The 24,003-nt window shown below is 64.9% G+C and carries 21 protein-coding genes; 2 read left to right on the top strand and 19 right to left on the bottom strand.

The window, feature by feature from the left end:
- Nucleotides 1-35: 35 nt before the first annotated feature.
- The 3 genes from KY379_RS13475 to KY379_RS13465 all read right to left on the bottom strand — a co-directional run bounded on the left by KY379_RS13475 (nucleotide 36) and on the right by KY379_RS13465 (nucleotide 2,635).
- On the bottom strand, nucleotides 36-803 hold the full coding sequence (locus KY379_RS13475; protein WP_243744044.1) for a uroporphyrinogen-III synthase: 768 nt from the start codon (nucleotides 801-803) through the stop codon (nucleotides 36-38).
- Nucleotides 800-1,741 carry a hydroxymethylbilane synthase gene (gene hemC, locus KY379_RS13470; RefSeq protein ID WP_261240930.1) on the bottom strand — a complete coding sequence of 314 codons (942 nt, stop codon included), beginning with the start codon at nucleotides 1,739-1,741 and terminating at the stop codon, nucleotides 800-802. Before hemC ends, KY379_RS13475 begins: the two co-directional genes overlap by 4 nt.
- A 150-nt stretch (nucleotides 1,742-1,891) precedes the next feature.
- Complete coding sequence (locus tag KY379_RS13465) at nucleotides 1,892-2,635, bottom strand: LytR/AlgR family response regulator transcription factor (RefSeq protein WP_133327761.1); 744 nt, start codon at nucleotides 2,633-2,635, stop codon at nucleotides 1,892-1,894.
- Nucleotides 2,636-2,944: 309 nt separating this feature from the next.
- Here KY379_RS13465 and argH point away from each other — a divergent pair, with 309 nt between their 5' ends.
- Nucleotides 2,945-4,339, top strand: coding sequence for an argininosuccinate lyase (argH, locus tag KY379_RS13460; RefSeq protein WP_133327763.1), 1,395 nt, complete (start codon nucleotides 2,945-2,947; stop codon nucleotides 4,337-4,339).
- Nucleotides 4,340-4,348: 9 nt separating this feature from the next.
- Here the strand turns inward: argH and KY379_RS13455 are convergent, their stop codons facing one another.
- From KY379_RS13455 to KY379_RS13430, 6 genes are all read right to left on the bottom strand, one after another.
- A complete protein-coding gene (locus KY379_RS13455) occupies nucleotides 4,349-5,785 on the bottom strand; it encodes an efflux transporter outer membrane subunit (protein ID WP_261240929.1) in 1,437 nt (478 codons plus the stop codon).
- A complete protein-coding gene (locus KY379_RS13450; protein ID WP_133327768.1) occupies nucleotides 5,782-6,657 on the bottom strand; it encodes an HlyD family secretion protein in 876 nt (291 codons plus the stop codon). The genes KY379_RS13455 and KY379_RS13450 overlap by 4 nt, the downstream gene beginning before the upstream one ends.
- Nucleotides 6,654-6,866 carry a DUF1656 domain-containing protein gene (locus tag KY379_RS13445; RefSeq protein ID WP_133327770.1) on the bottom strand — a complete coding sequence of 71 codons (213 nt, stop codon included), beginning with the start codon at nucleotides 6,864-6,866 and terminating at the stop codon, nucleotides 6,654-6,656. The genes KY379_RS13450 and KY379_RS13445 overlap by 4 nt, the downstream gene beginning before the upstream one ends.
- Nucleotides 6,863-8,950, bottom strand: a complete 2,088-nt coding sequence (locus tag KY379_RS13440; RefSeq protein WP_261240928.1) for an FUSC family protein — start codon at nucleotides 8,948-8,950, stop codon at nucleotides 6,863-6,865. Before KY379_RS13440 ends, KY379_RS13445 begins: the two co-directional genes overlap by 4 nt.
- Complete coding sequence (locus KY379_RS13435; protein ID WP_133327774.1) at nucleotides 8,947-9,399, bottom strand: MarR family winged helix-turn-helix transcriptional regulator; 453 nt, start codon at nucleotides 9,397-9,399, stop codon at nucleotides 8,947-8,949. The genes KY379_RS13440 and KY379_RS13435 overlap by 4 nt, the downstream gene beginning before the upstream one ends.
- 132 nt (nucleotides 9,400-9,531) lie before the next feature.
- Nucleotides 9,532-10,326, bottom strand: a complete 795-nt coding sequence (locus KY379_RS13430) for a tetratricopeptide repeat protein (RefSeq protein ID WP_133327776.1) — start codon at nucleotides 10,324-10,326, stop codon at nucleotides 9,532-9,534.
- Nucleotides 10,327-10,535: 209 nt separating this feature from the next.
- Here KY379_RS13430 and KY379_RS13425 point away from each other — a divergent pair, with 209 nt between their 5' ends.
- Complete coding sequence (locus KY379_RS13425) at nucleotides 10,536-11,093, top strand: WYL domain-containing protein (RefSeq protein WP_133327778.1); 558 nt, start codon at nucleotides 10,536-10,538, stop codon at nucleotides 11,091-11,093.
- 121 nt (nucleotides 11,094-11,214) lie between these two features.
- Here the strand turns inward: KY379_RS13425 and KY379_RS13420 are convergent, their stop codons facing one another.
- The 10 genes from KY379_RS13420 to bcsZ form a co-directional block, all read right to left on the bottom strand.
- Nucleotides 11,215-12,078 (bottom strand): ABC transporter permease, encoded by an 864-nt coding sequence (locus tag KY379_RS13420; RefSeq protein ID WP_133327780.1) that lies wholly within the window; start codon nucleotides 12,076-12,078, stop codon nucleotides 11,215-11,217.
- Between the two features lie 14 nt (nucleotides 12,079-12,092).
- A complete protein-coding gene (locus tag KY379_RS13415) occupies nucleotides 12,093-12,956 on the bottom strand; it encodes an ABC transporter ATP-binding protein (protein ID WP_261240925.1) in 864 nt (287 codons plus the stop codon).
- 6 nt (nucleotides 12,957-12,962) lie between these two features.
- Nucleotides 12,963-13,982, bottom strand: coding sequence for an ABC transporter substrate-binding protein (locus tag KY379_RS13410; protein ID WP_133327784.1), 1,020 nt, complete (start codon nucleotides 13,980-13,982; stop codon nucleotides 12,963-12,965).
- Between the two features lie 18 nt (nucleotides 13,983-14,000).
- Nucleotides 14,001-14,900, bottom strand: coding sequence for a TauD/TfdA dioxygenase family protein (locus KY379_RS13405; protein WP_133327786.1), 900 nt, complete (start codon nucleotides 14,898-14,900; stop codon nucleotides 14,001-14,003).
- A gap of 193 nt (nucleotides 14,901-15,093) precedes the next feature.
- On the bottom strand, nucleotides 15,094-16,230 hold the full coding sequence (locus KY379_RS13400) for an alginate O-acetyltransferase AlgX-related protein (RefSeq protein WP_133327788.1): 1,137 nt from the start codon (nucleotides 16,228-16,230) through the stop codon (nucleotides 15,094-15,096).
- Between the two features lie 9 nt (nucleotides 16,231-16,239).
- Entirely contained in the window at nucleotides 16,240-17,655 is a 1,416-nt protein-coding gene (locus KY379_RS13395) for an MBOAT family O-acyltransferase (protein WP_261240922.1), read from the bottom strand.
- Nucleotides 17,656-17,686: 31 nt separating this feature from the next.
- Nucleotides 17,687-18,346 (bottom strand): alginate O-acetyltransferase AlgF, encoded by a 660-nt coding sequence (locus KY379_RS13390; RefSeq protein ID WP_409977272.1) that lies wholly within the window; start codon nucleotides 18,344-18,346, stop codon nucleotides 17,687-17,689.
- On the bottom strand, nucleotides 18,343-19,002 hold the full coding sequence (locus KY379_RS13385) for an SGNH/GDSL hydrolase family protein (RefSeq protein ID WP_261240920.1): 660 nt from the start codon (nucleotides 19,000-19,002) through the stop codon (nucleotides 18,343-18,345). The genes KY379_RS13390 and KY379_RS13385 overlap by 4 nt, the downstream gene beginning before the upstream one ends.
- Nucleotides 19,003-19,022: 20 nt before the next feature.
- Nucleotides 19,023-22,835: a cellulose biosynthesis protein BcsC gene (locus KY379_RS13380; RefSeq protein ID WP_261240918.1), complete on the bottom strand. Its 3,813-nt coding sequence runs from the start codon at nucleotides 22,833-22,835 to the stop codon at nucleotides 19,023-19,025.
- Nucleotides 22,814-24,001 (bottom strand): cellulose synthase complex periplasmic endoglucanase BcsZ, encoded by a 1,188-nt coding sequence (gene bcsZ, locus KY379_RS13375; RefSeq protein WP_133327804.1) that lies wholly within the window; start codon nucleotides 23,999-24,001, stop codon nucleotides 22,814-22,816. Before bcsZ ends, KY379_RS13380 begins: the two co-directional genes overlap by 22 nt.
- Between the last annotated feature and the right edge of the window lie 2 nt (nucleotides 24,002-24,003).

Below are 24,003 nucleotides of genomic sequence, written 5' to 3'. Positions count from 1 at the left end.
TTTGCATGGGAGGCGCATCGCCCTAGCTTAGCGCCTTAGGAGGCAGGTGCAGCGCTGCGCTGCACGGCTGCCAGCAAGGCCGCGGCGCTGGCGCCACGGCAATCCACAACCTGTTGAGCCCCAGCGGACCTGGCCTGTTCGGCCACCCGTGGGCTCGGCACGAACACTGTCAGGCGCGCCACCCGCGGCCAGTCGTCCCCGGCCATCTGCCGCAAGTGTTCAAAGCCCTGCCCACTGCTGACCACCAGGCCATTGAGGCGTTCCGCTTCGATGCATTGCATCAGCGTGCCGGCCGGATACTCCGGCAGACGGCGGCGATACAGTTCCAGATAATCGACACTAGCACCTTGCTCTCCAAGACGCTCTGCCAGCAGTTCGCGACCTCCGATGCCGCGCACGATCAGTACACGTGCTGCGGGCACGGCGACAGCCTGGCGCAGTAACGGGCTGGCGAGCAAGGCCTCGCTGTCGTCGCCCTGGACGGGGCAGGTCACTTCCAGGCCCGCGGCCTGGAGTACCCCTGCGGTCGCCCCGCCGACACTGAACCAGCCCGTGGGTGGCGCCGGTAAGCCTGCTTTGGCTAGAGATCCAAGCAACAACCTGGCCGCCGGCTTGCTGACCACGATAATCGCCTGGTAGCTCGCCAGCGCTGCCAGCAGGCTACGCCGTGGCGCATCCAGGGGCTCTGGCTCGATGGCCAGCAGGGGCAGGCTCGCGTTGGCCACGCCCTGTGCCGCGAGGTACTGCGCCAGTGCCGCGCAGTCCTCTTCGGGCCGGGTCAGCAGCAGACGCCAGGGGCTCACGGATGTCCAGCCTCGCCATAGACTTCCTTGAGGATAGCCTCGGCGCCCTGCCCCAGCAGGTCCTCCGCCACCCGCACGCCGAGGGCTTCGGCGGCCGTACGCGGGGCCCGGGCATCGGCGACCAGCAACGTGCCGCCACTCGGCTGGCCGACCAGGCCACGCAGCCACAGCTGGTCGCCGTCGAGCACGGCATAACAGGCGATGGGCACCTGGCAACCACCATTCAGGCGCTTGTTCAGTGCGCGTTCGGCGATTACCCGGTCGGCGGTGTCGACATGGTTCAGCGGTGCCAGCAGTGCGTGAATCTCGTGATCGGCGCTGCGGCACTCGATGCCCACCGCACCCTGGCCTCCTGCCGGAAGGCTGTCGTCGACGCTGATGCTGGAGGTGATGCGTTGCTCGAAACCGAGGCGGATCAGACCGGCCGCAGCGAGGATGATCGCGTCGTATTCGCCCGCATCGAGCTTGGCCAGGCGGGTATTGACGTTGCCCCGCAGGAAGCGAATCTGCAGGTCAGGCCTGCGTGCCAGCAACTGGGCCTGACGGCGCAGGCTGGAGGTGCCGACGATGCTGCCGGCGGGCAGCGCGTCGAGGCTGGGGAAACGATTGGACACAAAAGCGTCGCGCGGATCTTCGCGCTCGCAGATGCAGTACAGACCCAGTCCCTCAGGGAAGTCCATGGGCACGTCCTTCATCGAGTGCACAGCGATGTCGGCTTCGTTGTCGAGCAAGGCGGTTTCGAGTTCCTTGACGAACAGCCCCTTGCCGCCAATCTTCGCCAAGGGAGCATCGAGCAATTTGTCGCCGCGGCTGACCATGGGCACCAGGGTCACCTGCAGCCCCGGATGCGCTTGCTCGAGTCGGGCCTTGACGTATTCGGCCTGCCACAGGGCCAGGGCACTTTTACGGGTGGCAATGCGGATTTCGCGAGTGGACATGGAACGCCCCGATGCAGAGAAATGCCGCCGATGATAACAGCTCCGTCGGCATCGCTAGCAGATGTGGGTCATGATCCTGCTCAGGCTGCGGCCGATCCGGCACCGCGTTTGCGGCACCGGACCGGCCGGCCAACTTTGGCTACTGCGTCGTCACAGCGTCTGCATCATCTTGCGCACACCCGCGACATGCCGCCGGCTGACGGTCAAGGCATCGCCATCGAGGCCCTTGAGGAACAGCTGGAAATGCCCCAACGGCGTGCGCTGCAAGCGTTCGATGCGCGCACGGGCCACGAGCGCATTGCGGTGGATACGCACGAAGCGTTCACCGAATTCATCTTCCAGGGCCTTGAGCGGCTCGTCCAACAGGACTTCACCGGTCTCGTGGCGCAGCGTGACGTACTTGTGGTCGGCAATGAAGTAGATGACCTGGTCCAAGGGAATCAGCTCGATGCCCTTGCGCGTCCGGGCGCTGATATGACTACGCGGGCCACCGCCTTCATTGGCTGGCCGGGTCAGCGCGGCCAACTGCGCGCGGTTGGGCTTCTCCGCCTTGCGCAGGGCATCACGCAGGGCCTGGGGTTGGATAGGTTTGGACACATGGCTGAGGGTACTGTCCCCGAAGGCTTCGCTGCCGTATTCATCATCCCCGGTGCAGAACACCACTGCCGGGGGCGCCTCACGCTCGCACAGGCGTGCGGCGACTTGCAGGCCATCCAGGCCTTTCATGCCGATGTCCAGCAGGACGATATCGGGCTTGAGGCTTTCGATCAGGGCCAAGGCCTCCTCGCCGTTGGTGGCGCTGGGCTCCAGCACGGTGTACCCCTCCAGCTCCGCCAGCAGCCGCGTCAGGCGTTCGCGGGCCTGGGGTTCATCATCAACGATCAGGACATTCATAGTTGCTCTGGATTCCTGAGTGAGTCTCGCACAAGGTTTAGCGTAGACAGATGCAGGTCGAGCGACACTGCGGTCACGCTCTAGACCGGTGCGAAGGCCAAAGATTCACTGTGCTGGCAGATTCATCGCCAGTCCTTTGTCCAACTGTAGACGGTCCGTGGAACACTGCCGTTCAATCGGTAAATATCCCTGGTACCCGTTCACACTGGATTTTCCGACCGTTTCTGGCGACCGGCGCCCTGCGGCCGGGCCCTCAATCCTGTTATCATCGGCGACACTTTTTCGTTCACGCCTTCAAAGAGTGAATCCATGAGCACCGACAAGACCAATCAGTCCTGGGGCGGCCGCTTCAGTGAGCCCGTCGACGCCTTCGTCGCCCGCTTCACCGCCTCGGTCGACTTCGACAAGCGCCTGTACCGCCACGACATCATGGGTTCGATCGCCCACGCCACCATGCTGGCGCAGGTCGGCGTTCTCAGCGATGCCGAGCGCGACACCATCATCGATGGCCTGAACACCATCCAGGCCGAGATCGAGGCAGGCACCTTCGAGTGGCGCGTCGACCTCGAGGACGTGCACATGAACATCGAGGCACGCCTGACCGACCGCATCGGTATCACCGGCAAGAAGCTGCATACCGGCCGCAGCCGCAACGACCAGGTCGCCACCGACATCCGCCTGTGGCTGCGCGACGAGATCGATCTGATCCTCGCCGAGATCACCCGCCTGCAGGAAGGCCTGCTGGAGCAGGCCGAGCGCGAAGCCGCAACCATCATGCCCGGCTTCACTCACCTGCAGACTGCCCAGCCGGTCACCTTCGGCCATCACCTGCTGGCCTGGTTCGAAATGCTCAGCCGCGACTACGAGCGCCTGGTCGACTGCCGCAAGCGCACCAACCGCATGCCCCTGGGCAGTGCCGCGCTGGCCGGCACCACCTACCCGATCGACCGCGAGCTGACCTGCCAGCTGCTGGGCTTCGAAGCCGTGGGCGGCAACTCGCTGGACAGCGTCTCGGACCGCGACTTCGCCATCGAATTCTGCGCGGCGGCGAGCGTGGCGATGATGCACCTGTCGCGCTTCTCCGAAGAGCTGGTGCTGTGGACCAGCGCCCAATTCCAGTTCATCGACCTGCCCGATCGCTTCTGCACCGGCAGCTCGATCATGCCGCAAAAGAAGAACCCGGACGTGCCGGAGCTGGTCCGGGGCAAGAGTGGCCGCGTATTCGGTGCTCTCACCGGCCTGCTGACCCTGATGAAAGGCCAACCGCTGGCCTACAACAAGGACAACCAGGAAGACAAGGAGCCGCTGTTCGACGCCGCCGACACCCTACGTGATTCGCTGCGCGCCTTCGCCGATATGATCCCAGCCATCAAGCCGCGTCATGCGATCATGCGTGAAGCGGCGCTGCGCGGCTTCTCCACCGCTACCGATCTGGCCGACTACCTCGTGCGCCGTGGCTTGCCGTTCCGTGACTGCCACGAAATCGTCGGCCATGCCGTGAAGTATGGTGTCGATACCGGCAAGGACCTGGCCGAGATGAGCCTGGAAGAGCTGCGCCAGTTCAGCGACCAGATCGACCAGGATGTGTTCGAAGTGCTGACCCTGGAAGGTTCGGTGAATGCCCGCGACCACGTCGGCGGTACCGCTCCTGCGCAGGTGCTGACCGCGGTGGTGCGAGGCAAGGCGTTGCTGGCTTCGCGCTGATCGGCAAATCTAGGGCGTATCCTCTGGGGTACGCCCGGCCGCATCCTTCCAACCCCCACCCAACGCCAGAAACACCCCAACCTGCCCCATCGCCACCTGGCTGTTCGCTGCCGCCAACTGCGCACGCATGTCGGTGTACGCGCGGGTCGCCTGCAGGTCCGCCAGGAATGATTCCCGCCCGGCCTGGAAGTACCGGTGGGTCTGCTCCGCAGCCAGCTTGGCCGACTGCTCGGCTTCAGCCAGGGCATCACGGCGATCGAGCAGAGCGCTGTACTGCGCGAGTCGGGTCTGGGTCTCGCGGATAGCGTTGAGCACCACCCCGTCGAAATGCGCCAGGGCCGCCTGGGTCGAGGCTTCGGCCATGCGAATTCGCGCGCGGGTACCATTGGTGGGGATGGTCCAACTGATCTGCGGGCCGAACCCCCAGCGGTTGGTCGCCGGCTCACCGAGGTTTTCCAGGATACCAATGGTGCCCACCTGGGCGCCGATGCTGATGTCTGGATACAACGCGCCAGTGGCTACGCCGATATTCGCCGTGGCCGCTGCCAGCTGACGTTCGGCCTGGCGCACGTCCGGGCGACGCTTGAGCAGGGCGGCACCGTCGCCGACCGGCACCAGCTGCGCCAGGTGTGGCAGCTCGGCGCAATCGGCGGTGCCCGCCGGCAGTTGATCGACCGGCTTGGCCAACAACGCGGCCAAGGCATACAACCCCGTTTCGCGCTCGGCCTTGAAGCGTGGCAGCTCGGCCCGCAACGACTTGAACTGGGTCTGCGAGCGAGTGACCTGGGTCTCATTACCGCGACCGGCATCGCGCAGGCGCTGGGTCAGTTGCACGCTCTGTTCCTGCAAGTCGAGTGACTCGCGGGCAATATGGTATTCCTCGTTGGCCGAACACACCTGGGTGTAGGCCTTGACCACGTCGGCCACCAGGGTGATGCGTGCCGTGTCGGCAGCGGCCTGGACCGCATCGGCATTGGCCTTGGCGGCCTCGGTGCCGCGCTTGAAGGTGCCCCACAGGTCGAACTGATACGACGCACTGATGATCGCCTCGCCAATGTTGGCCACTGGCACCTTCTCGCTCAGCAGAAACGCCTCGCCGGACTCCTGCAAACGCTGGGCACCGAGTTTCACGCCACCATTGAAACCGCCCTGCGACTGCGCCACCTCGACCTGGGCGCGGGCTTTGGCGATGTTGGCGGCAGCCACGCGCAGTTCGGTGTTGGCACCCAACGCCTGGCGCACCAGCTCGTTCAAACGTTGATCCTGATACAGCTGCCACCAATCCTCGGGCACGGGCGCAGACACCACGCTGTCTGCATCCTGGCGCAGCGGACCGTTGAGGTCACTGCGCTGCACCGCCGCTTCCTTGGGCACTTCATAGTCGGGACCGACCATCATGCAGGCCCCCAACGACAGGCATACACCGGCCAGGATCAGATGCTTCATGGGCGCTGGTCCTCGATGATCGAGACCGTGGCGGTACGTCCGGCGATCATCCGAAAGTCCTGCGGCACGTCGTCGAAGGCGATGCGCACCGGGATGCGCTGGGCCAGGCGCACCCAGCTGAACGCCGGGTTGACGTTGGGCAGCAGGTTGGCGCCACTGACCCGGTCGCGGTCCTCGATGCCGGCGGCGAAACTCTGCACGTGACCGCGCAGGCGGGTGTTGTCGCCCATCACGCGGATGTCCACGGCATCGCCGATGTGGATGCCGCCCAGCTTGGTTTCCTCGAAGTAGCCATCGACGTGGTACGACGCACTGTCGACCACCGACAGCACCGGCCGGCCAGCGGTGACGAACTCATGGTTACGCGGTGCGCGGTCGTTGAGGTAGCCATCCACCGGGCTGCGGATCACCGAGCGGTCGAGGTTGAGCTGGGCGGCATCGACCGCCACCTGCGCCTCGTTGGCCGCCGAGCGAGCTCGGGCTTCGCGGGACTGGCTCTCTTCGAGCTGCTCGGCTGCCACCAGGTTGCCCAGCTTGCGGTTGCGCTGCGCTTCACGCGAAGCCTGGGCCAAGGTTTCCTGGCGCTCGGCCAGGGTCGCCTTGGCCTGGCGCAAGGCCAGGGTGAAGCGGTCCTGGTCGATGGTGAACAGCACGTCGCCACGCTTGACCACTTGGTTGTCGCGCACCTCGACCTTCTGGATCAGGCCGGAGACGTCCGGGGCGATCTGGATCACGTCGGCGCGGATGTGGCCGTCGCGGGTCCAAGGCGCGAACAGGTAGTACACCACCATCTGCCATACGAGCACGGCGGCGAAACTCACGACCAGCAAGGTCAGGACCACACGGCCCAAGGTCAACAAAGGTTTTTTCATGGCAGCATCAGGTTTCGGCAAAAGTGGTCGACCGCGCCCAGCATCACGGCGTACAGGGCGACGTTGAACAACGCCCGGTGCCAGACCAGGCGATAGAAATTCAGGCGCACGAGCACGGCGTGCACGCCCAGGAACAGCAGGTAGGTGAACACCATCATCACCAACAGCGTGGGCAGGAACACCCCGCTGATATCCAGATCACCAATCACAGTGGCGCTCCATCGATGCCGTGGGGCAGTTGCGGTTGTTCGCTGGGTTCGAGCATCACCTCGACACCCGGCAGCAGGGCCAGACGCAGGCCGCTAAGGGCATGCAGCAGGTGCAGGCGGGCATCGCCACGGTCATGGCCCTGGTCCAGCGCCAGACCCTGACGCGCCCGCTCCATGCTGCGCAGCAGATCGGCCGGCGCGTGCAAGCGCTGGTTGGCGTGCAGGCAGGCCGAATAATGGCTGCCGACTTCGGCAATGACCGTGTCCAGTCGCTCGCGGGCCGACAAGCCGACACGCGGCATGTACGCCTGCAGGTCGAGGAGGTTCAAGCCCACGCGCAGGTCGCGCAGGGCCGCGCCGCTGTCCTGGCCAGTCTGCGACAGACGCGGCAGGTGCTGCATCAACCGGTCGAGCATCTGCACGCCAAGCTGGCGGTGCTCGGCAAGGCTCGCCGGATGGGTGATGTCGACGATGTCGCGCCAGGCGAAACGGGTCATGCGCTTGGCGGCCAACTCGACGCCGAAGGGGCGCAGGAGCAGGGTCCAGATGAAAGCGAACAGCAAGCCTACGGGGCCGGCCAGATTGGCATTGATGAAGGTCAGGAAATCGGCATCGTAGGCGCCCTGGATGCTGATGAAGGTTGCCGTGTTGACGATCGTCAGCAAGGTACCGAGGTAGAAGCGCGGCTGTACGGTCAAGGTGCCGACGCAGATGAACGGCACGGCGAAAGCCAGCACCAGCATGGGGAAGTCATGCAGGTTGGGCAGCACCAGGAACAGATAGACGCTGGAGAAGATCACCGACAACAGCGTCCAGAAGAAGAAGCGGTAGATCTGCGGCGCCGGGTCGTCCATGGCGGCGAAGAAGCTGCAGGCCACGGCGGCGAGGATCACCGCACTGCCGCCGTCGTTCCAGCCGAGCAGGATCCACAGGCCGCTGGCGACGATGATCGCGGTGACCGTGGAGAACACCGAGTACAGCATCAGGCCGCGGTCGAAGAATGGCGTCAGACGGCCCAGGCGCCAGTGTCGGTAGACGGCCCGCCATGGCGTGGCATCGTCCTGGCGCAAGGCATGCTGCAAGGTGCAGCAGTCCTGCCAGAGGTCGACCCATTCAGCAAGACGGTAGAGGGCATTGGACAGCAGCAGCTCGCCGCGCTGGTCCAGCGCGGCGGCGCTGGGCTGCTGCCGGTCGATCTGTTCGCGCAAGGCGCTCCAACGTGTCAGCGAAGCATCCTTGGCAGTGCCCTCGAGCCATTCCCGCGCAGCCTCGAGCAGCGGCTGCACCTGGGCGAACTGGGCCGGAGCACGGCCTTCGAGAGCGACCAGGGCGTCATCCAGCGCATCGACCACCGGCAGCAGGTGAATCATCCGCCCGCGCAGCTCACGGGCGTTTTTCACCGTGTGCGGGCCTGCGCCTTCATGACCGAGCTGACCGATCATCATTTCCAGGGTATTGAATGTGGCGACCATCGAGGCGCGCATACCGCCCACCTTGTCGGCGACAACGGCGCGGGCCAGGTAGGTATCGCTATAGCGGATCGCCTCGCTGAACCAGTTACCGGTGGAGCCGACCACCACCGGTGCCAGCCGGCGCGGCCAGAAGATTGCCCCTACCACGGCGGCGCAGACGATACCCAGGCAGATCTCCTGGGCCCGTGAGGACGCCACGTCGAACACTGCGGTCGGATTGTCGACCACCGCCAGGGCGATCATCGGCAGGGTGTAGCCGGCCAGCATCAGCACATAATTGTTGGCCGTGCGCAGGTTCAACGAGAGAAACAGCAAGGTGCCGGTCCAGAGGGCAATGGCCACCGACAGCAGCAGCGGCGATTGCACCAGCGGCGGCACCAGGAAGATTGCCCCACCGGCGCCCAGCAAGGTGCCCAGGGCCCGATACAAGGCCTTGGAGCTGGTCGGGCCGACGAATGGACTGGAGACGATGTACACCGTGGCCATCGCCCAGTACGGGCGTGGTAGCTGCATGAGCAGGGCGATGTAGAGGGCGATCATCGACGCGGCGAAGGTGCGCACCCCGTAGAACCAGTCACGGGCCGGCGGCACTGAGCTGAAGAAACCCTTCATTGCTCCCCACCGACGTTACCCAGGCCCGCAGCTTCGAAAGCGCGGAGCACGCGTAGGGTGGCCTGCAGGTCCGCTTCGCTGATGCCCTGGAGCACCTCATGGCGCACACGTACCAGCTCGGCCTCGATGGCTTCGGCCAAGGCGCGGCCCTCGGCGGTGAGGCTCAAGGCCTTGGCGCGACGGTCCAGTGGGTCTTCACTGCGGCACACCAGGCCGGCCCTGCACAGTTGGTCAAGCAGACGCACCAGCGACGGGCTTTCCAGACCTGCGGCCTGAGCCACTGCCACCTGGTGCACACCATCGCCCAGGCGCACGATCATCAACAGCGGCGCAGCACAGGCTTCGGAGATACCGTAGCCGGTCAACGCCGCATGGCAGATGCGTCGCCAGTGGCGAGCGGCAACGACCATGCCGCTGCTGACTTGAAGGCGCAGGGAGTCAAGGGACATTTGGATAACCAAGGATATTCATAGTTTGCTAACTATCAATATACGCCTTGCCCTCCCCCTGTCGTCAACAGCAGGCGACCAGTTGCCAGGATGAATTGTTGTTCATACTGCCATCACGCCCGCACCTCGGCCTCAAGGCTGGACCTGATCCTCGAGCTTCATGGCCAAGGCCAGCGAGCTGCCCAGTTGCACCGCCCGGTCGCGCCAATCCAGATAGCGCCCAGGGTCACGGCTGCTGAAATGCACCGCCAGTTCCTCGGCCGCCTGCATCACGCCCGTCGCCGCGGCCAGCTCCAACCAATACAGCCCGGCCTTGATGTCGGTAGCGACGTGAAGACCGTGGAGCAATCGATAGCCCACCTCGAATCGGCAGCGTGCCTCGCCCTGTTCGGCACCACGCAGGAACCATTCATAGGCGCACCCGACGTCGACCTGCCAAGCGAACTCGCCATCGCAGACTTCTTCTTCGTATAGATCGCCCAATGCCGCGGCCGCCTGCGCCATGCCGAGTTCGAAGGCCTGTCGATAGCATTCGGCGGCCTGGGTATAGGAAGGGCTGATGCCTTTGCCGAAATACAGTTGCTGCCCAAGATTGAACCAGGCCGCCGCATGCCCTTGCAGTGCAGCCATGCGCAGCAGGTGTCGGGCCAGTTCGGTATCGGCGCGCCAGTACTTGCCATTGAGCCAGATCCAGCCCAGGTCATTCAGCGCGCTGACGTTGCCTGCCAGCGCCTGACGCCGCAGGTCGGCGTACACCGCTTGCAGGTCCGGTGCCTCGTCCAGACGGCTGACCAGCAGCGCTCGCTGGCTGGGCAGGCCCACGCCGGCGAACTGTCGCTGGCGCTTGCCGGCGGGTATGGGAGCCGGAACGACCTGCTCGGGCAACAGCCGGGCAAGTAACGGGTGGATATTGCTGACAGCTGACATGTTCATCCTCATTGAACGGTCCACGACCCCGGGCACGGCGGCACGAGGCGTGATTCTGCGCGACGCCACGACAAAACCTGTCGCGAACGAACCGGTATGAGGCAACCAATTGCACATTCGTTGATCAGAGCGAGTTGTGGCAAATTGCCATGAGCCCGGACAATACCGCTTCAACCGATGTCGCAAAGCCTAGACAAGGACGTAATCTTTTGCCGTTCGCCACCACCCGCGCCACCCTCAGCCGACAATGGGCGTTGCTTCGCCAGCTGCCCAGCCGCCCCCCGGGCAATACCAGCGCAGAACTGGTGTGGCGCCTGCGCGATGTGGGCTTCACCGTCAGCAAGCGCACAGTCGAGCGTGACCTCAACGAGCTGTCGCTGATCTTTCCACTGGAGCGCAACGACAAGAGCATCCCGTTCGGCTGGCACTGGGCGGCCACAGCCGGTAGCGACCTGCGTGGAAACTTCGACCTGCAAGGCTACCTGCGTGCAGGCGCCGCGCAAGGCACTGGCGAGCAAGGCATCGGATTGCAGGCGTGGGTCAGCGACCGCCTCGCCCGGCAGTTGCGCGATGCGCCTTTGAGCGCTGACATGCAGTTGACCGCGCTGGAACGCGGGCACCGCCTGACCGCCACGGTGGATGCCGAATGGCCGGTGCGCTGGTGGGCATTGAGCCAGGGCGATGAGGTCGTCGTGGAGTTGCCCGAGGGGATGCGTGAGGACATCGCGCGGACCTTGGAGAATGCGGTGGCGCAGTACAGGAATTAGCTGGCTGTAACGGCCCTTTCGCGGGACGAGCCCGCTCCCACAGGCACACCACAGATCCGAAAAACTGTGGTGTGCCTGTGGGAGCGGGCTCGTCCCGCGAAAGGGCCGGTACAGACACACCCTACCGCTGCATCCCCCACCGCCGCACGGTCAACCGCTCCAGGGTATTGAACACCAACCCTTCGACCAGCAACCCGATGAGGATCACCACCGCCAGTCCGGCGAACACCTTGTCGGTATACAACTCGTTCCGGTTTTGGAAGATGTACCAGCCCAATCCGCCCTTGCCGCTGCTGGCACCGAACACCAACTCGGCGGCGATCAGCGTCCGCCAAGCGAACGCCCAGCCGATCTTCAGCCCCGACAGAATCGACGGCAATGCCGCTGGCACGAGAATATGCAGCACCAACCGCAGCCCCTTCAGGCCATAGTTGCGACCAGCCATGCGCAAAGTCTCGGAAACTCCCAGAAAGCCCGCATAGGTGTTGAGCGCCAGCGCCCACAGCACCGAATGCACCAGCACGAAGATCAGGCTGTTATCGCCAAGCCCGAACCACAGCAGCGCCAGCGGTAACAACGCGATGGCCGGCAACGGGTTGAACATTGAGGTCAAGGTGCCCAGCAGATCGCGCCCCAACTGGGTCGACACCGCCAGGCTGGTAAGGCCGAACGCCAGGGCGATGCCCAGCACATAACCCTTGAGCAGAATCACCAGCGACACGCCGACCTTGGCCGGCAACTCGCCACTGATCAGGCCGTCCCAGAGCGCGGCGGCGGTCTGCAGGAAACTTGGTAGCAGCAGGTCGTTGCCCTGGTAACGGGCAGCGCCCTCCCACAGAGCGGCGATCACCAGCAAGATCACGGTCTTGCGCAGCCAACCGTGTTGCCAGAGGCGTTGGGCCAACGGCAGTTGGCGTTCCACAGGCACAGAGAGCAACGGCTCCAGCTGCACCTCGTATTCCTGGCGTACAGGTGTAGTGGTCATGGCTCAAGCTCCTGTCAGTAGGCGATGCGGATGTCGTTGAAACCCAGTTCGGCGGCCTCGACCGGCGCCTCGGCCTCGTCGAACAGCAAGCGGTGGATGCGCCTCGCACTGGCCTGAAACTCGCTGCCGCCAAGGCTGCCCAGGTCGTACTGGTGGCTGTGTACCTCGGCCCGAACCCGCCCTGGGTGGGGCGACAGCAGCAGAATGCGATTGCCCACCACCAACGCCTCCTCAATAGAGTGGGTGACGAACAACAGGGTGAAACGCACCTCTTCCCACAACAGCAGCAACTCTTCCTGCATCTTACGCCGGGTCAGCGCGTCGAGCGCGGCGAACGGCTCGTCCATCAGCAGGATCTTCGGCTGGGTGGCCAGGGCCCGAGCAATTGAAACCCGAGCCTTCATGCCGCCCGACAGGGTATGCGGATACGCATCGGCAAAATTGGCCAGGCCGACCTTGTCCAGGTAGTGCAGGGCTCGCTCCTCGGCCTCCGCCCGCTTGAGCTGGCCGGACATCAGCAGCGGGAACATGATGTTCTGTTTCACCGTCTTCCACGGCGGCAACTGGTCGAACTCCTGGAACACCACGATGCGGTCAGGCCCAGGCCCGCGCACCGGCTCGCCTTGCAGGAGGATCTGCCCTTCCTGGGGCTCGATGAACCCGGCCACGGCCTTGAGCAGCGTGGACTTGCCGCAGCCGGAGGGGCCCAGCAAGACGAAACGGTCAGCGCGATCGATTTCGAAGCTGACCTGATGGGTGGCCCGCACCACGCGTTGCGAAGTACGGTATTCAAGGCTCAGGTTGTCCACCTTGAGCAGCGCGGGTGTAGCGACACGGCTCAGGTTGCTGACCGTGTGGCCTGGCAAGGGGGCGGTCATGGTCAATCAGCTCCCCTGCAGCGGGCGCTCATCCTGGAAGAAGTAATCCTTCCACGACGCTGGCTTGTTCTTGATTGCCCCGACCCTGTACAGGAAGTCGGCGAGTTTGTATGTGTTTTTCGGCGTGACAGTGAATTCGTACTGCGGGTTGTCGATCAGCTTGATCAGCGTGTCGCGATCAATCTTGGCTTTGGTCACACGGATATAGGTATCCGCTGCCGCGGCCTTGTCCTTCTGAGCGAAGTCCGCCGCTTCGGCCAACGCGTCGACGAAAGCCTTGTAGGTCTTGGGGTTGTCGTTGCGGAATTTTTCGGTGGTGAACAACAGCGTCGGCGAGTTGGGGCCGAGAAGGTCGTAGCTGTTGAGCACCACATGCACGTCCTTGTTGGCCAGTACCTGATCCTGGAACGGCGGGTTGGAGAAATGCCCGTTGAGCTCGGTGCCACCGGCCAGCAACGCAGCGGTGGCATCAGGATGCGGTACGGCCAGGGTATATTTGTCGAGGCGGTTGTATTCCTTGTCGCCCCACTGCTGGGCAGCGGCGTACTGCAGGAAGCGCGACTGCACCGAGACACCCACCGCCGGCACGGCGATGCGGTCCTTCTCGGAAATATCTGCGATGGTCTTCACATTAGGATTGCTGCTGACCAAGTAGTACGGAAAGTTGCCCAGCGAGGCCACGGCCTTGACGTTCTGCCGGCCCTTGGTGCGGTCCCAGACGGTAAGTAGCGGGCCAACGCCGGCCCCGGCGATGTCCACCGAGCCAGACAGCAGTGCGTCGTTGATCGCCGAGCCGCCGGACAACTGCGCCCAGTCGACCTCGATGTCGATGCCCTGTGCCTTGCCATGTTTCTCGATTAGGTGCTGATCGCGCACCACGTTGAGCAGCAGGTAGACGATGCCGAACTGCTCGGCGATGCGGATCTTGCCTTCGGCCTGGGCCACGCCTGGGGCGGCCAAGCTGCCGACGATCAGGCTCGCGCCCAGACCGATGCTTGCCGCCAGGCGGCTGATGGATTTACGCATGATGAGGTTCCTCAGTCGTCAGAATGGGGCATCGCCCTGAATGGTGGTGCGGTACAGCTTGCGGCGCAGGTGGGCGGGGCAGCCGGTGGCCAGGTGGATCAACGATCGGTTGTCCCAGAACACCAGGTCATGGGGCTGCCACTGGTGGCGGTAGATGTTCTGCTCGAGCACGCTCAGCGCATACAACTGCTGCAGGACATCGCGGCTTTCGTCGTCAGGCAGCCCGACAATACGGGTGGTGAAACCTTCGCTGACGAACAGCGCCTTGCGGCCATTTTCCGGGTGGGTTCGTACCACCGGGTGAATGACTTCCTGGACTTGGGCAAGCTGCTCGGCAGTGAGCGTCGGGCGCCAGTTGCCCTCGAACTTGGTCTCGGCGTAACGGGCGGTGTAGGAGTGCGCTGCACTGCGGTTCTCGACCACCTTGCGCAGGGCCTCGGGCACGGCGTCCCAGGCTTTGTGCATGTCGGCGAACAGCGTGTCGCCGCCTTCGCTGGGCAGTTCCTGGGCATGCAGCATAGAGCCCAAGCTCGGCAGTTCCTTGTAGGACAGGTCGGAATGCCAGAACTTGCCAGCATCGCCCAGACCGATGTTCTGACCGTTTTCGATGATGTTGGAGACGATCAGGATTTCCGGATGGCCGGCGAGCAGGAACTGCTTGAGCACGTGGATCTGCAGCTCGCCGAAACGGCGGCTAAAGGCAATCTGCTGTTCGGGGGTGATGCGCTGTTCACGCAAGACCAGCACATGATGTTCGAGGTGGGCGCGATGGATACGCTTGAAATCCTCGGCGTTGATCGGTTCGGCCAGGTCCAGACCGATGATCTCGGCGCCGACGGCACCGGAGAATGGGCGGATTTCAAAAACTTGCGGTTGCGCGCTGTCGATGGACGACAAAGCGTTAGAGGCGGCGGACATGGTTAACTCCCACGCAGTGCGCGACGTTCAATAGGCGCGCAACGATTAGAAACGCACGGGGATTTCCCGTGTGGGTTCACGTCGTGCGGCGCGCCGATTGGTCGGCAGGTACGCAGTGGAAGAAACTATAAATGCATAAGAAAAATAATTTAAATATCTTTATAGAATAAAGATATGAACGCTCTCCATCGCGTCAAGGCAACGGTAAATCATCGCTGTACGGCTTTTGCAGGTCGCGTTCGTTGATCTCCCAGATCAGCAATTGCGCCGGCGTCTGCTTGAAGGCCTCGCTGCCGAAATAGTCCTTCGCCGCACCACTGAATTCGCCACCATCCTTGGCGAAGTTGCCCACACTGGCACCTACGCCTTGCTCGAGGAACGGCACGAAGTTGCTGTTGCGTGAGAACGAGGTGCCGATCAGCGCGATGTTCGGCAGTTGGCTGTCACCGAACAAATCATCCTCGCTGCCGGCTGTGGCGCTGGCTTGCACCTCGAAGCGCGACGCAGTCACGGTTTCGCCGGCAGGCTGCAAAGCCTCGGGTAACCAGTCCAGCCCGGCCAGGCGCACCAGGTCGCCTGGGCGTCGTGCGGCCGGCAGCAAGGTACGTACCGAGGTCTGCTCGGGGGTTGGGGCGATCCCCGTTGCCAGCACTGCGGTCGCCAGCTGTCGCGCGGCGGCTTGCGCGCCCTGCTCGCTCCAATGCGTGTCGGTGCGCAGGAAGGCTGCGCTACCCAGTGCCTGCAAGGCCGCGGTCGGGTCGACGGTGGTGATGCCTGCCTGCTGCAAGCGCGCGTTCCACTGCTGCAGGCGCCCCTCCAATGCAGGCGCACGGTACACGCCGCACAACTGATCAGTGGCAATCCGACTCTTGTCCGGTACCAGCAACACCAACAGGCGAATGTGGCGCGCCGCCAACCAGTCGCGCACGGCCACCACTTTGTCCGCCCGCGCCTCGGCGTTGGCCTGTGCATGGGGATGGATTCGGGTTTCATCGGCCAGGAACAGCCACCCTGGGCAGCCACTGCGCACGCGCGGGCCGGTGTCGCCCACAGTGAGCCAACTGAAGCCGCGCTCCAGGTCGGCGGCGCGTTGCGCCAGCGACACGTGCGACAGCTCGTGGGCGATATGATGGGTGATTTCGCCATCGCGCACGCCCTGCCAGCCCAGGTGCTCCGGCCATAGGTCGACCTTGCCGATGAAAATCGCCCACAAGCAGGCAACCAGCCCCACCAGCATGAAAGCGAACATGCACAGGCCCGCCAACGGGCTGAGCCGGATCATCATCGGGCTGGGTGGCACCGGCGCCAGGGAAGGATCTTTCTTCGACATGGGCGCCCCTTAGAACTGGAAGTAGAGAAACGGCACGGTTTCACGGCTGGCGATCAGCGCGAACGACAGGGCGAAGCCCAGTACCGGCCACACCGCTCCCAGTACACGAAACACTCGGCGCTCGCCAAAGCGCTGCTCGGCGCGCCGTTGCCACAGTGGTAGCAACAGGCACAACGCGCCCAGGCCCGCCGCCAGACCATGCACTGGGCGCAAGGTGGCGGCCAGGGCATCGCCCAAGGCGAAGCCGTGCAGACCGAATTGGCCAGCGTACAGACTCAGTGCGGTGGCGAAGTCGGGAGCGCGGAACAGGGTCCAGGCCAGGCACACGAACAGCAGCGTCACGCTGTGTGCCAGCCATGCAGGCAAGTCGGGCAGGCCGGCACGGGTCCAGGCCCGGTCGATGCACAGGGCGATGCCATGGGCACAGCCCCACAGCAGGTAGTTCCAACTGTCGCCACCATGCCAAAGGCCGCCGATGGCCATGATCAGGAACAGATTGCGGTAAGTCTTCCACACTCCGTGGCGGTTGCCGCCCAAACCGATGTACAGGTAGTCGCGCAGCCAGCTCGACAACGAGATGTGCCAGCGTCGCCAGAAGTCCTGGATGTTGCGCGCCCAATAGGGATGGTTGAAGTTCTCCGGGAAGTGGAAGCCGAGCATCAGGCCCAGGCCGATGGCCATGGCGCTGTAGCCGGCGAAGTCGAAGAACAGCTGCAGCGAATAGGCCAGGCAACCGATCCAGGCGTCGATGAACGACGGATGCGCCTGCGTGAAGGCGACGCCCACCAGCGGCGACAGGCTGTCGGCCACCAGCACCTTCATGCTCATGCCGATCATGAAGCGGCGTGCGCCCAGGGCGAAGTTCAGCGGGTTGAAATAGCGCTGGCGTAGCTCCTGGCGCACCCAGTCGTAGCGAATGATCGGCCCGGCGATGGAGTGGCCGAACATGGCCAGGTAGGTGGCGAAGTTGGCGAAATTATGCTCGACCGGCACCACCTTGCGATGCACATCGACCAGGTAGGAAATGACCTGCAGGACGATGAACGAAAGCCCCGCCGGCAACGCCACCTTCTGCCACTCGAACGGCATCGCGCCATGGGCGCTTAGCAGCTCGTTGAAGCTGGCGACGACGATGTTGGCGTACTTGTACCAGCACAGCACCAGAGTGTTGACGACGATCAGCCCGGCCAGCCATCGCTTGCGCCGTGACGTCGTCTCGCCACTGCTCGCCACCAATAGCCCGCCCAACCAGCCACCGATCGTCAGCACGATGTGCAGCAAGAGGAAGGCCGGGCTCAGCCAGCCATAGAAGAACCAACTGCCCAGCAGCAGTACCAGGTTTCGCCCCGAAGGCCGCGCCAATGCATAGACCAGCATGAACGCAGGAAGAAACAGCAGCAGAAACTCGAGCGAGGCGAAGACCATGGTTGTCCGTCAATAGGCGTGTTGGCGAGGTTCAGTTGGCCAGCGTGTCTTGCGCCTGATACAGGCGCGGCCCTTGGGCACCGGGGGCGAGCAACACGGTGTAGCGCTGGCCGGCAGCCAACTGGCCGAGGTCCAGCGCATCGCCACGCGGTGCACCACCGCACGTCAATTGCACTGCCAGTTTGAGCGGATTGATCGAGCGCCGCTGGGCAGTGCCGTCGGCCACATCCTTGAAGATGGCAACGTTGCCGGCCGCAGAACGCAGGCTCGGCTGGGTACAGTTGGCGTCGAGGCTGTAGAACGCCAGCGAGGCCTTCAGGGCATTGAAGTCGTCCGGCTGCTCGCGCACGGTGACCAGGCGCAGGGCGTTGCCGTCAGGCACGCCGACCACGGTGGCGAACTCGCCCGGCTGGACACTGACGTCGAGCGCCTGCTGCTGGCCAGCGAGGGCCAGGGTGCCCTTGATCGGCTTGCCGGCAGGCACGGTGAGGAAGTTCGAGGCTGCGCCCGGCGCCAGGTCAAGCCCAGCGCCGTTGGCCGCGCTCAGGTGCAGTTGCCCACTGCCGACGTTGAAGAAACGCAGAAAGGCCGCGTCTTCGCTGGGCCCGGTCGGGTACAGCGGAATCTCGGCCGCGTGGGCAATGCCCAGACTCAGTAATGCGGCCAGGCCGCCAGCGATACGACGCATCATTTGTTCCCCTTGAGACTGCCGGCTGGAAGCTTGTCGATGGCATCGACGATGGCGCCGGCCCAGGACTTGTAACCGGCGACGGTGAAGTGCTGGCCATCGGTGGTGATCCATTGGCCGGGTTTGGACAGGGTCAGCGAATCGATGTAGCTGCACGGCGCGACGTTGGCGGCGAGGAACTGCGACATCAGCTGGGTGCGCTGGTCGTTTTTCTTGTACATGCCGCCGACCTTGCCCCAGGCCGGGCCGACCCAGACGCACTTGGTGCCGGTTTCGCTGATGGCCTTGGTCAGGCTGGTGACGCTCTGCCATGCCCAGGCCTTGGGGAAGGCCGGCTTGTCGTAACTGGCCATGGTGTCGCCGATCACCAGCACCACCACGTCGGGCTTGTGCTGGGCGATCAGTTCCTTGATAGGCGTGGTGGTGGCTTCACGGCCCTTGATCTGCAGCTTGCCGTTGTCCTGTTGCACGGCACCGCAGTCGACCTTCTTGGTCACCAGCCAGTCCGCCGCGCTGGCGCCGCAGGCGCCAATGGAATAGGCGTGGCCACCCTTGGCCACCACGGCAGCATTGAGGGGCTCGGTCAGGTGGTTGGCCAGGCTCATGTGGCTTTCGCCCAGCACCAGCAGGGACAGACCGGCAATCGCGGAAGCAGGCATGGTGATCTCCTAGAATCGGTTCAATTGGAATAGGGGGAACGGTAGGGGCTGACCGGCAGCGCCATCGGTCGGTACTGGTCCTCGAACATGTAACGCACGTACATGCCCCCGTTGAATTCGCGGTAGTCCTGGGCGTTGTTCAGGCCCATGTGGCCACCGAGGAAGAAGTTGCGTCCCAGCTGGTACTCGGCGGCGGCGGCGAGGTTGTAGCCGACACCGGTCTTGCTGTCGCTGGCGTATTCCCGCTGGGCAACATCGCGAGTGGGGAAGTAGCCGACGGCGTCCTGGTGGAAGGACTGCACGCCGACCGAGCCCTTGAGCGAGACGGTCAGCCGCTCGAAACGCCGGGCATAGCTGACCGGGACGCCCAGGGCGAAGAAGCTCTGCGGACTGAAGTAGCCGCCATGACCGTAGGTGTAGTACCCCTGGTTATCTTCATAACCCATGGCCATCAGGCTCAGGCCGGCGGTGAGCTGGGTGTCTTCGCTGTTCTGCAGGTACCAGTACATGCCGCTGCCCAGCTCGGCACGGGTGTTGTCTTCGACGTGATGCCCTTTGAGGCTGTGCATCGAGCCATATACGTAGGCGCCGAACTGGCGATCGTCGTAGCTCAGCTCCAGGCGGCCGCCATTGGCCGTGACGCCGCCCCACTTCAGGCCACTGCGCTTATCCTTGCTGCCGGCGAACGAAGTGACACTGTCAGTGACCGCCCGCCGCGATGCCGTGGCTTTCCAGTGCAAATCCGGATTGCCCGCCACCGGCCGCTCGACGGACACGCCGCCGACCAGGGTGCTGTAGAGGAAGCCCTGGGGCGTGATGCCGATATCGGCCTTGACTCCGCTGGGTTGGTTTTCGAACGCCACAGCCACACCTACGCCGGAGGCTTTCTGCGAGCCGACCGAGGCTGTGCCACCGCTGCCGAAGCGGGTGGCGGCTTCGCTGCTCGGACTGCCGGCATTGAGCGCGACCGGGGTCACGCGCAGCGCCACACGGCTGTCGCCAAGCGGCGCGCTGGCCTCCAACGGCGTCTGCACACTGCTCATGCGGCCCAGACCCGACTCGCTATCGTTACCGCTGACCTCCAGGCCCTGAACGACATAGGCACTGCGCTCCTGCTGGATATCGCTCAGGTCCCGGGCGGCCTGACTCATGCCTGCTCGCGGGTCAGGCTTGCCGGACTGGGTCGTGGTCAGGAAGGGGTTATTGGCGTCGCTGGCGCGGCTGGCCGGGGGCAGACGGGTCGGTTGCGCCGCGGCCAGGGTCGGCGCCAGCAACGCGTCCAAAGACTGCCCCGCGCGCGGCTGGTCGGCCCGGGCGAACGGATTGCTCGGCACGCCGACCGGCGCGGACGCCGCGTAGGTGCTGCTGTCCTGCTGGCGCTTTTCCTGATTGACCACCTTGCCGAGCAATGCAGCGGCTTCGCTGGTTCGGCCCTGGAAGCGGTAGATACGCGCCGCCACGGTCAGCACCTCGGGATCGTCGGGCGCCGCTTTCAACGCCTGCTCCAGGGCCTGGTTGGCGTAGCCGTCCTCGCGCAACTGCGCCGCGACATCGGCCGCCCCGACCAGCAACCGGGCATCTTCAGGGTTGCGTTGTACCAGGGGCTGATACAGCTCGAAGGCCTTCTGGGTGTCGCCGTTGGCCGCATACATGCGCGCCAGCGCGGCGCCGGCCAAGGGATCCTGCGGACGTTGCGCCAGGGCTGGCGACAGGGTGTCGTAGGCCGCTGCCAGGTCGCCCTGCTCACGCAACTGATCGGCCTTGCGCACGCGGTAGAGGAACAGCAGATCGTCATACTGGCGGCGCTGCTCCGGGGTCAGTGACTGGCCCTGAAGATCGCGAAGGATGCCGGCGACCTCAGGCTCCTGGCCGGCCTGCAGCAGCACGCCGGCGTAACGCAGCAACAGGCCGGTGTCCGCTTGCGGACTGGCGGCCATCACCCCGCGCAGCAGGCCCAGGGCACGCTGCGGGTCCTTGGCGTCGGCGTAGGCCGAAGCTAGTTGCGCCTGGTGCTCGGGCACACCGCGGGACAGTGGCTCGAGGCGCGACAGGAATATCCGCGCTTCCTGGTAGCTGCCACGTTTGTTGAGACGCTCGACTTCCTGCAGGCGCTGACGGAACTCGACGTCACTCAGCAATTGGTTGACTTCTGCGCTGCGCGCCTCGGCCGGGATGCTCGACAACTGCTCGCGGGCCTTGCCCCACTCGCCCTGCTGCATCGAGAACAACGCCGAGGTATAGAGCGCGTCCGGATCGTTGGGTTGCGCACGCAGCAGCCCGTTCATCAGGCTGCGGGCTTCGGCGCCAGCGCCCATGCCTTGGTACAGCCGGGCCAGGCCGTAACGGGCCCAGGCATTGTTCGGGTCGTTGCGCAGGGCCTCTTCCAGCGCTGCTCGCTGGCTGGCCGTGTCGCCACGCTGCTCCGCCAGTTGCGCCTGTTGCAACGCCAGGTCGGCACGCATGCGAGCCACGCCGCCCAGCTTGGCCTGTTCCTCGCCAGGCAGTTGCTGCACTTCACGCAGAGCTTGTTCCTGCTTGCCTTGCTGGACCAGCGCGCCGACCAGGCCGCGACGGGCGTCGGCATTGCCAGGCTGCTGCGCCAGCACCTGGCGATAGAGCGACTCTGCGGCTGCCGGGTTGCTGTTGGCAGCGTACACATCGGCCAGCGCCTGCGCGGCTTCCGGCGACTGCGGGCGCATGCGCCGGGCCTGTTCGAGCTGGACCTGGGCATCGCCCAGACGGCCTTGTGCCTGACTCTGCCGAGCCTGGTGCAGCAACGACCAGTAGCGCACCTCGTCGAGCGCCTTCTGCCACGAACGTCCCCCGGCCTTCACCGCCCGGCCCAGCAATACTTCGGCATCCTCGAACCGGTTTTGCTGCTGACGCAGCACGCCGAGGCCGCCGAGGGCATCGGCGTCGTTCGGAGCGGCTTTCAGGCGCGCGGAAAACTCACGTTCGGCGCCTGCCTGGTCGCCTTGCTCGAGGGCCCTCAGGCCACGCTGGACCTGGGGGGAGCGCTGCCACCCGGCGCGACCCGCAGCGCCGTCGGATCGCCCCTTGGCCAGTAGGGCACGGATCTCTTCATCGTCGGGATGGCTGGCCAGGAAGGCCTCGAACAACGACCGTTGGCCCGCATTCGGCGCCCCCAGCCAGGTCAGGGCCAGACGCCAGGTCTCGTCGGCGTCACCGCCGATGTCCTCGCGCTTGGCCAGGCGCTCCAGGGCACGGATACCTTCCTCACGGGTGTCTTCGCGGCGCACCAGGTGCTTGGCGAAGAACAGCGACACGTAAGGGTCATCCGGCTGCTCCTGGCGCAGGCGCTCGAAACCCTGCCGGGCCTCGGGCCAGTGGCCGTCGAGGAATCCCAGGTTGTTGTAGAACTCGCGACCGACCCGGCCTTGGGCCGGCTGGTTGCCCAGTGCCTTGCGGTACAGCTCGTCGGCCTGATCGCGTTGGTCGTTGTCCACCGCCAGACGCGCCTGTTCCAGCAACTTGGCGTTGGTCGGATCGGCCAGACGGATATCCTGGGCCAACTGACGAGCCTGACGCGGCTGCGGGTTCAGGGCGCGCAGGCGGGCCAGGTATTGGTTGGCCGTGGCCAGTTGCTTGTCGCCAACGGCGATCAGACCCAGGCCATACAGCGCGTCGGGCTGCTGGGCATCGAGCAGGAGCAGCTTGTTCCACACCTCGGCAGCGCGCTTGGGTTTGTCCTGGGCCTGCCAGAACAGACCCTGGTCTACCAGCAGATGCTTGGGGTCGCTGTTCTCGGCCAAGGCGGCGCCGTGTATCAGGACGGCCAGCAGACCCAGGGTCAGGGGGCTTTTGCGGAACATTCGGACTCCCAGAAGGGCTTCAATTGGCCGTTGGCGGCGAAGCGATAGCGGTGCTCGCTCCAGCCGAGGCCGAACAGGCTGAGCATGTAGTCGTAGTAAATCGAAGGCAGCTTGGGATCACGCGGACCTTGCAGGGCAGTTTCGAGCGCCTGGCGGGCGCGGCGCGCCTGCAGGTCGGCGAGCCAGGGTTGCTTGTTGGCCTGGAAGTACGGCACCAGGGCTGCGGAGAACCCGAACGGAGCGCTGCCTTCGCCATGGCCGCTGGCAAGCGCGACCTTCTCCGGCGGCACGCCGCTGACGGCGGTCAACCGGGCCATGCCCTGCAAGGCTGCCAGCACCGGCGCGGCCTGTGGATCGGCCGGGTCGGTCATGCCGGCCCACAGGTAAACGCGGATCGCATCGTAGCTGCCAAGATCGCCGGACGTCGCATCACGCACGAACAAACCCGCCTTGGCCGAGGTCGCCCGGTAGCCGACCCAATCGGCGGCCAAACCTTGACCGCCGCCCTCTCGCAAGAGCCTGACGCTGCTCTGCAGTACGCCCTTCCACGGCCCTTGGCCATCGAAGGCGGCCATCCGGCGCAACAGCGGCAGGGGCACATAGCTCGGGTTCAGGCGCCACAGGTGATCGGCCTGGGCAAAGCCGACCGGCCCCGGCAGCAAGGTCGGGCCGAGGCCCGGTAGTTCGGCCACTTCCTGCGCCTTGACCTGGCCCAACAGGGCCTGTGCATCGGCGCGATAGGCCGGCACCTGCCACAGGCGATCGGCCTCGATCAGTGCGTAGGCGAACCAAAGATCGGCATCGGACGCCGAGTTGCGGTCCTGGATCTGCCAGTTGCCGTCACTGCCCTGCCCCCACAACCAGCCAGGCAGCATGGCGCCGGGTTGATTGCCTGCAAGGTTCTCACGGCTCCAGCGCCAGATCTGCTGGAAGCGCGCACGGTCATTGGCCACCAGCGCGAAGAACAAGGCGTAGGCCTGCCCCTCGGAGGTGCTGTGATTGGCCTTGAGGCTGGACTCCAATACACGGCCGTCGGCCTGCACCCAGCGTTCGGCGAAAGCCGTCCACATCGGCCAGGCGACCTTGCAGGCCGGCTCGGCCGCCTGGGCGGACAACCCGGCGCACAGCGCCAGGGCCAGTAACGCACGTGACAGTAGACGGACCATGC

The organism is Pseudomonas sp. HD6422 (genome assembly GCF_025377065.1).
Classification (GTDB): domain Bacteria; phylum Pseudomonadota; class Gammaproteobacteria; order Pseudomonadales; family Pseudomonadaceae; genus Aquipseudomonas; species Aquipseudomonas putida_U.
Note: the sequence above shows the minus strand (reverse complement) of the source record. Positions and strands in the feature narration are given on the sequence as shown.

Excerpts from the sequence above, each read along its gene's own strand:
- KY379_RS13465 (WP_133327761.1), bottom strand. The coding sequence starts at position 2,635 with ATGAATGTCCTGATCGTTGATGATGAACCCCAGGCCCGCGAACGCCTG.
- KY379_RS13400 (WP_133327788.1), bottom strand. The coding sequence starts at position 16,230 with ATGTCGAAGAAAGATCCTTCCCTGGCGCCGGTGCCACCCAGCCCGATG.
- argH (WP_133327763.1), top strand. The coding sequence starts at position 2,945 with ATGAGCACCGACAAGACCAATCAGTCCTGGGGCGGCCGCTTCAGTGAG.
- KY379_RS13390 (WP_409977272.1), bottom strand. The coding sequence starts at position 18,346 with ATGATGCGTCGTATCGCTGGCGGCCTGGCCGCATTACTGAGTCTGGGC.
- KY379_RS13385 (WP_261240920.1), bottom strand. The coding sequence starts at position 19,002 with ATGCCTGCTTCCGCGATTGCCGGTCTGTCCCTGCTGGTGCTGGGCGAA.
- KY379_RS13420 (WP_133327780.1), bottom strand. The coding sequence starts at position 12,078 with ATGACCACTACACCTGTACGCCAGGAATACGAGGTGCAGCTGGAGCCG.
- KY379_RS13405 (WP_133327786.1), bottom strand. The coding sequence starts at position 14,900 with ATGTCCGCCGCCTCTAACGCTTTGTCGTCCATCGACAGCGCGCAACCG.
- KY379_RS13435 (WP_133327774.1), bottom strand. The coding sequence starts at position 9,399 with ATGTCCCTTGACTCCCTGCGCCTTCAAGTCAGCAGCGGCATGGTCGTT.
- KY379_RS13380 (WP_261240918.1), bottom strand. The coding sequence starts at position 22,835 with ATGTTCCGCAAAAGCCCCCTGACCCTGGGTCTGCTGGCCGTCCTGATA.
- KY379_RS13410 (WP_133327784.1), bottom strand. The coding sequence starts at position 13,982 with ATGCGTAAATCCATCAGCCGCCTGGCGGCAAGCATCGGTCTGGGCGCG.
- KY379_RS13455 (WP_261240929.1), bottom strand. The coding sequence starts at position 5,785 with ATGAAGCATCTGATCCTGGCCGGTGTATGCCTGTCGTTGGGGGCCTGC.
- KY379_RS13415 (WP_261240925.1), bottom strand. The coding sequence starts at position 12,956 with ATGACCGCCCCCTTGCCAGGCCACACGGTCAGCAACCTGAGCCGTGTC.
- hemC (WP_261240930.1), bottom strand. The coding sequence starts at position 1,741 with ATGTCCACTCGCGAAATCCGCATTGCCACCCGTAAAAGTGCCCTGGCC.
- KY379_RS13395 (WP_261240922.1), bottom strand. The coding sequence starts at position 17,655 with ATGGTCTTCGCCTCGCTCGAGTTTCTGCTGCTGTTTCTTCCTGCGTTC.
- KY379_RS13430 (WP_133327776.1), bottom strand. The coding sequence starts at position 10,326 with ATGTCAGCTGTCAGCAATATCCACCCGTTACTTGCCCGGCTGTTGCCC.
- KY379_RS13450 (WP_133327768.1), bottom strand. The coding sequence starts at position 6,657 with ATGAAAAAACCTTTGTTGACCTTGGGCCGTGTGGTCCTGACCTTGCTG.
- bcsZ (WP_133327804.1), bottom strand. The coding sequence starts at position 24,001 with ATGGTCCGTCTACTGTCACGTGCGTTACTGGCCCTGGCGCTGTGCGCC.
- KY379_RS13440 (WP_261240928.1), bottom strand. The coding sequence starts at position 8,950 with ATGAAGGGTTTCTTCAGCTCAGTGCCGCCGGCCCGTGACTGGTTCTAC.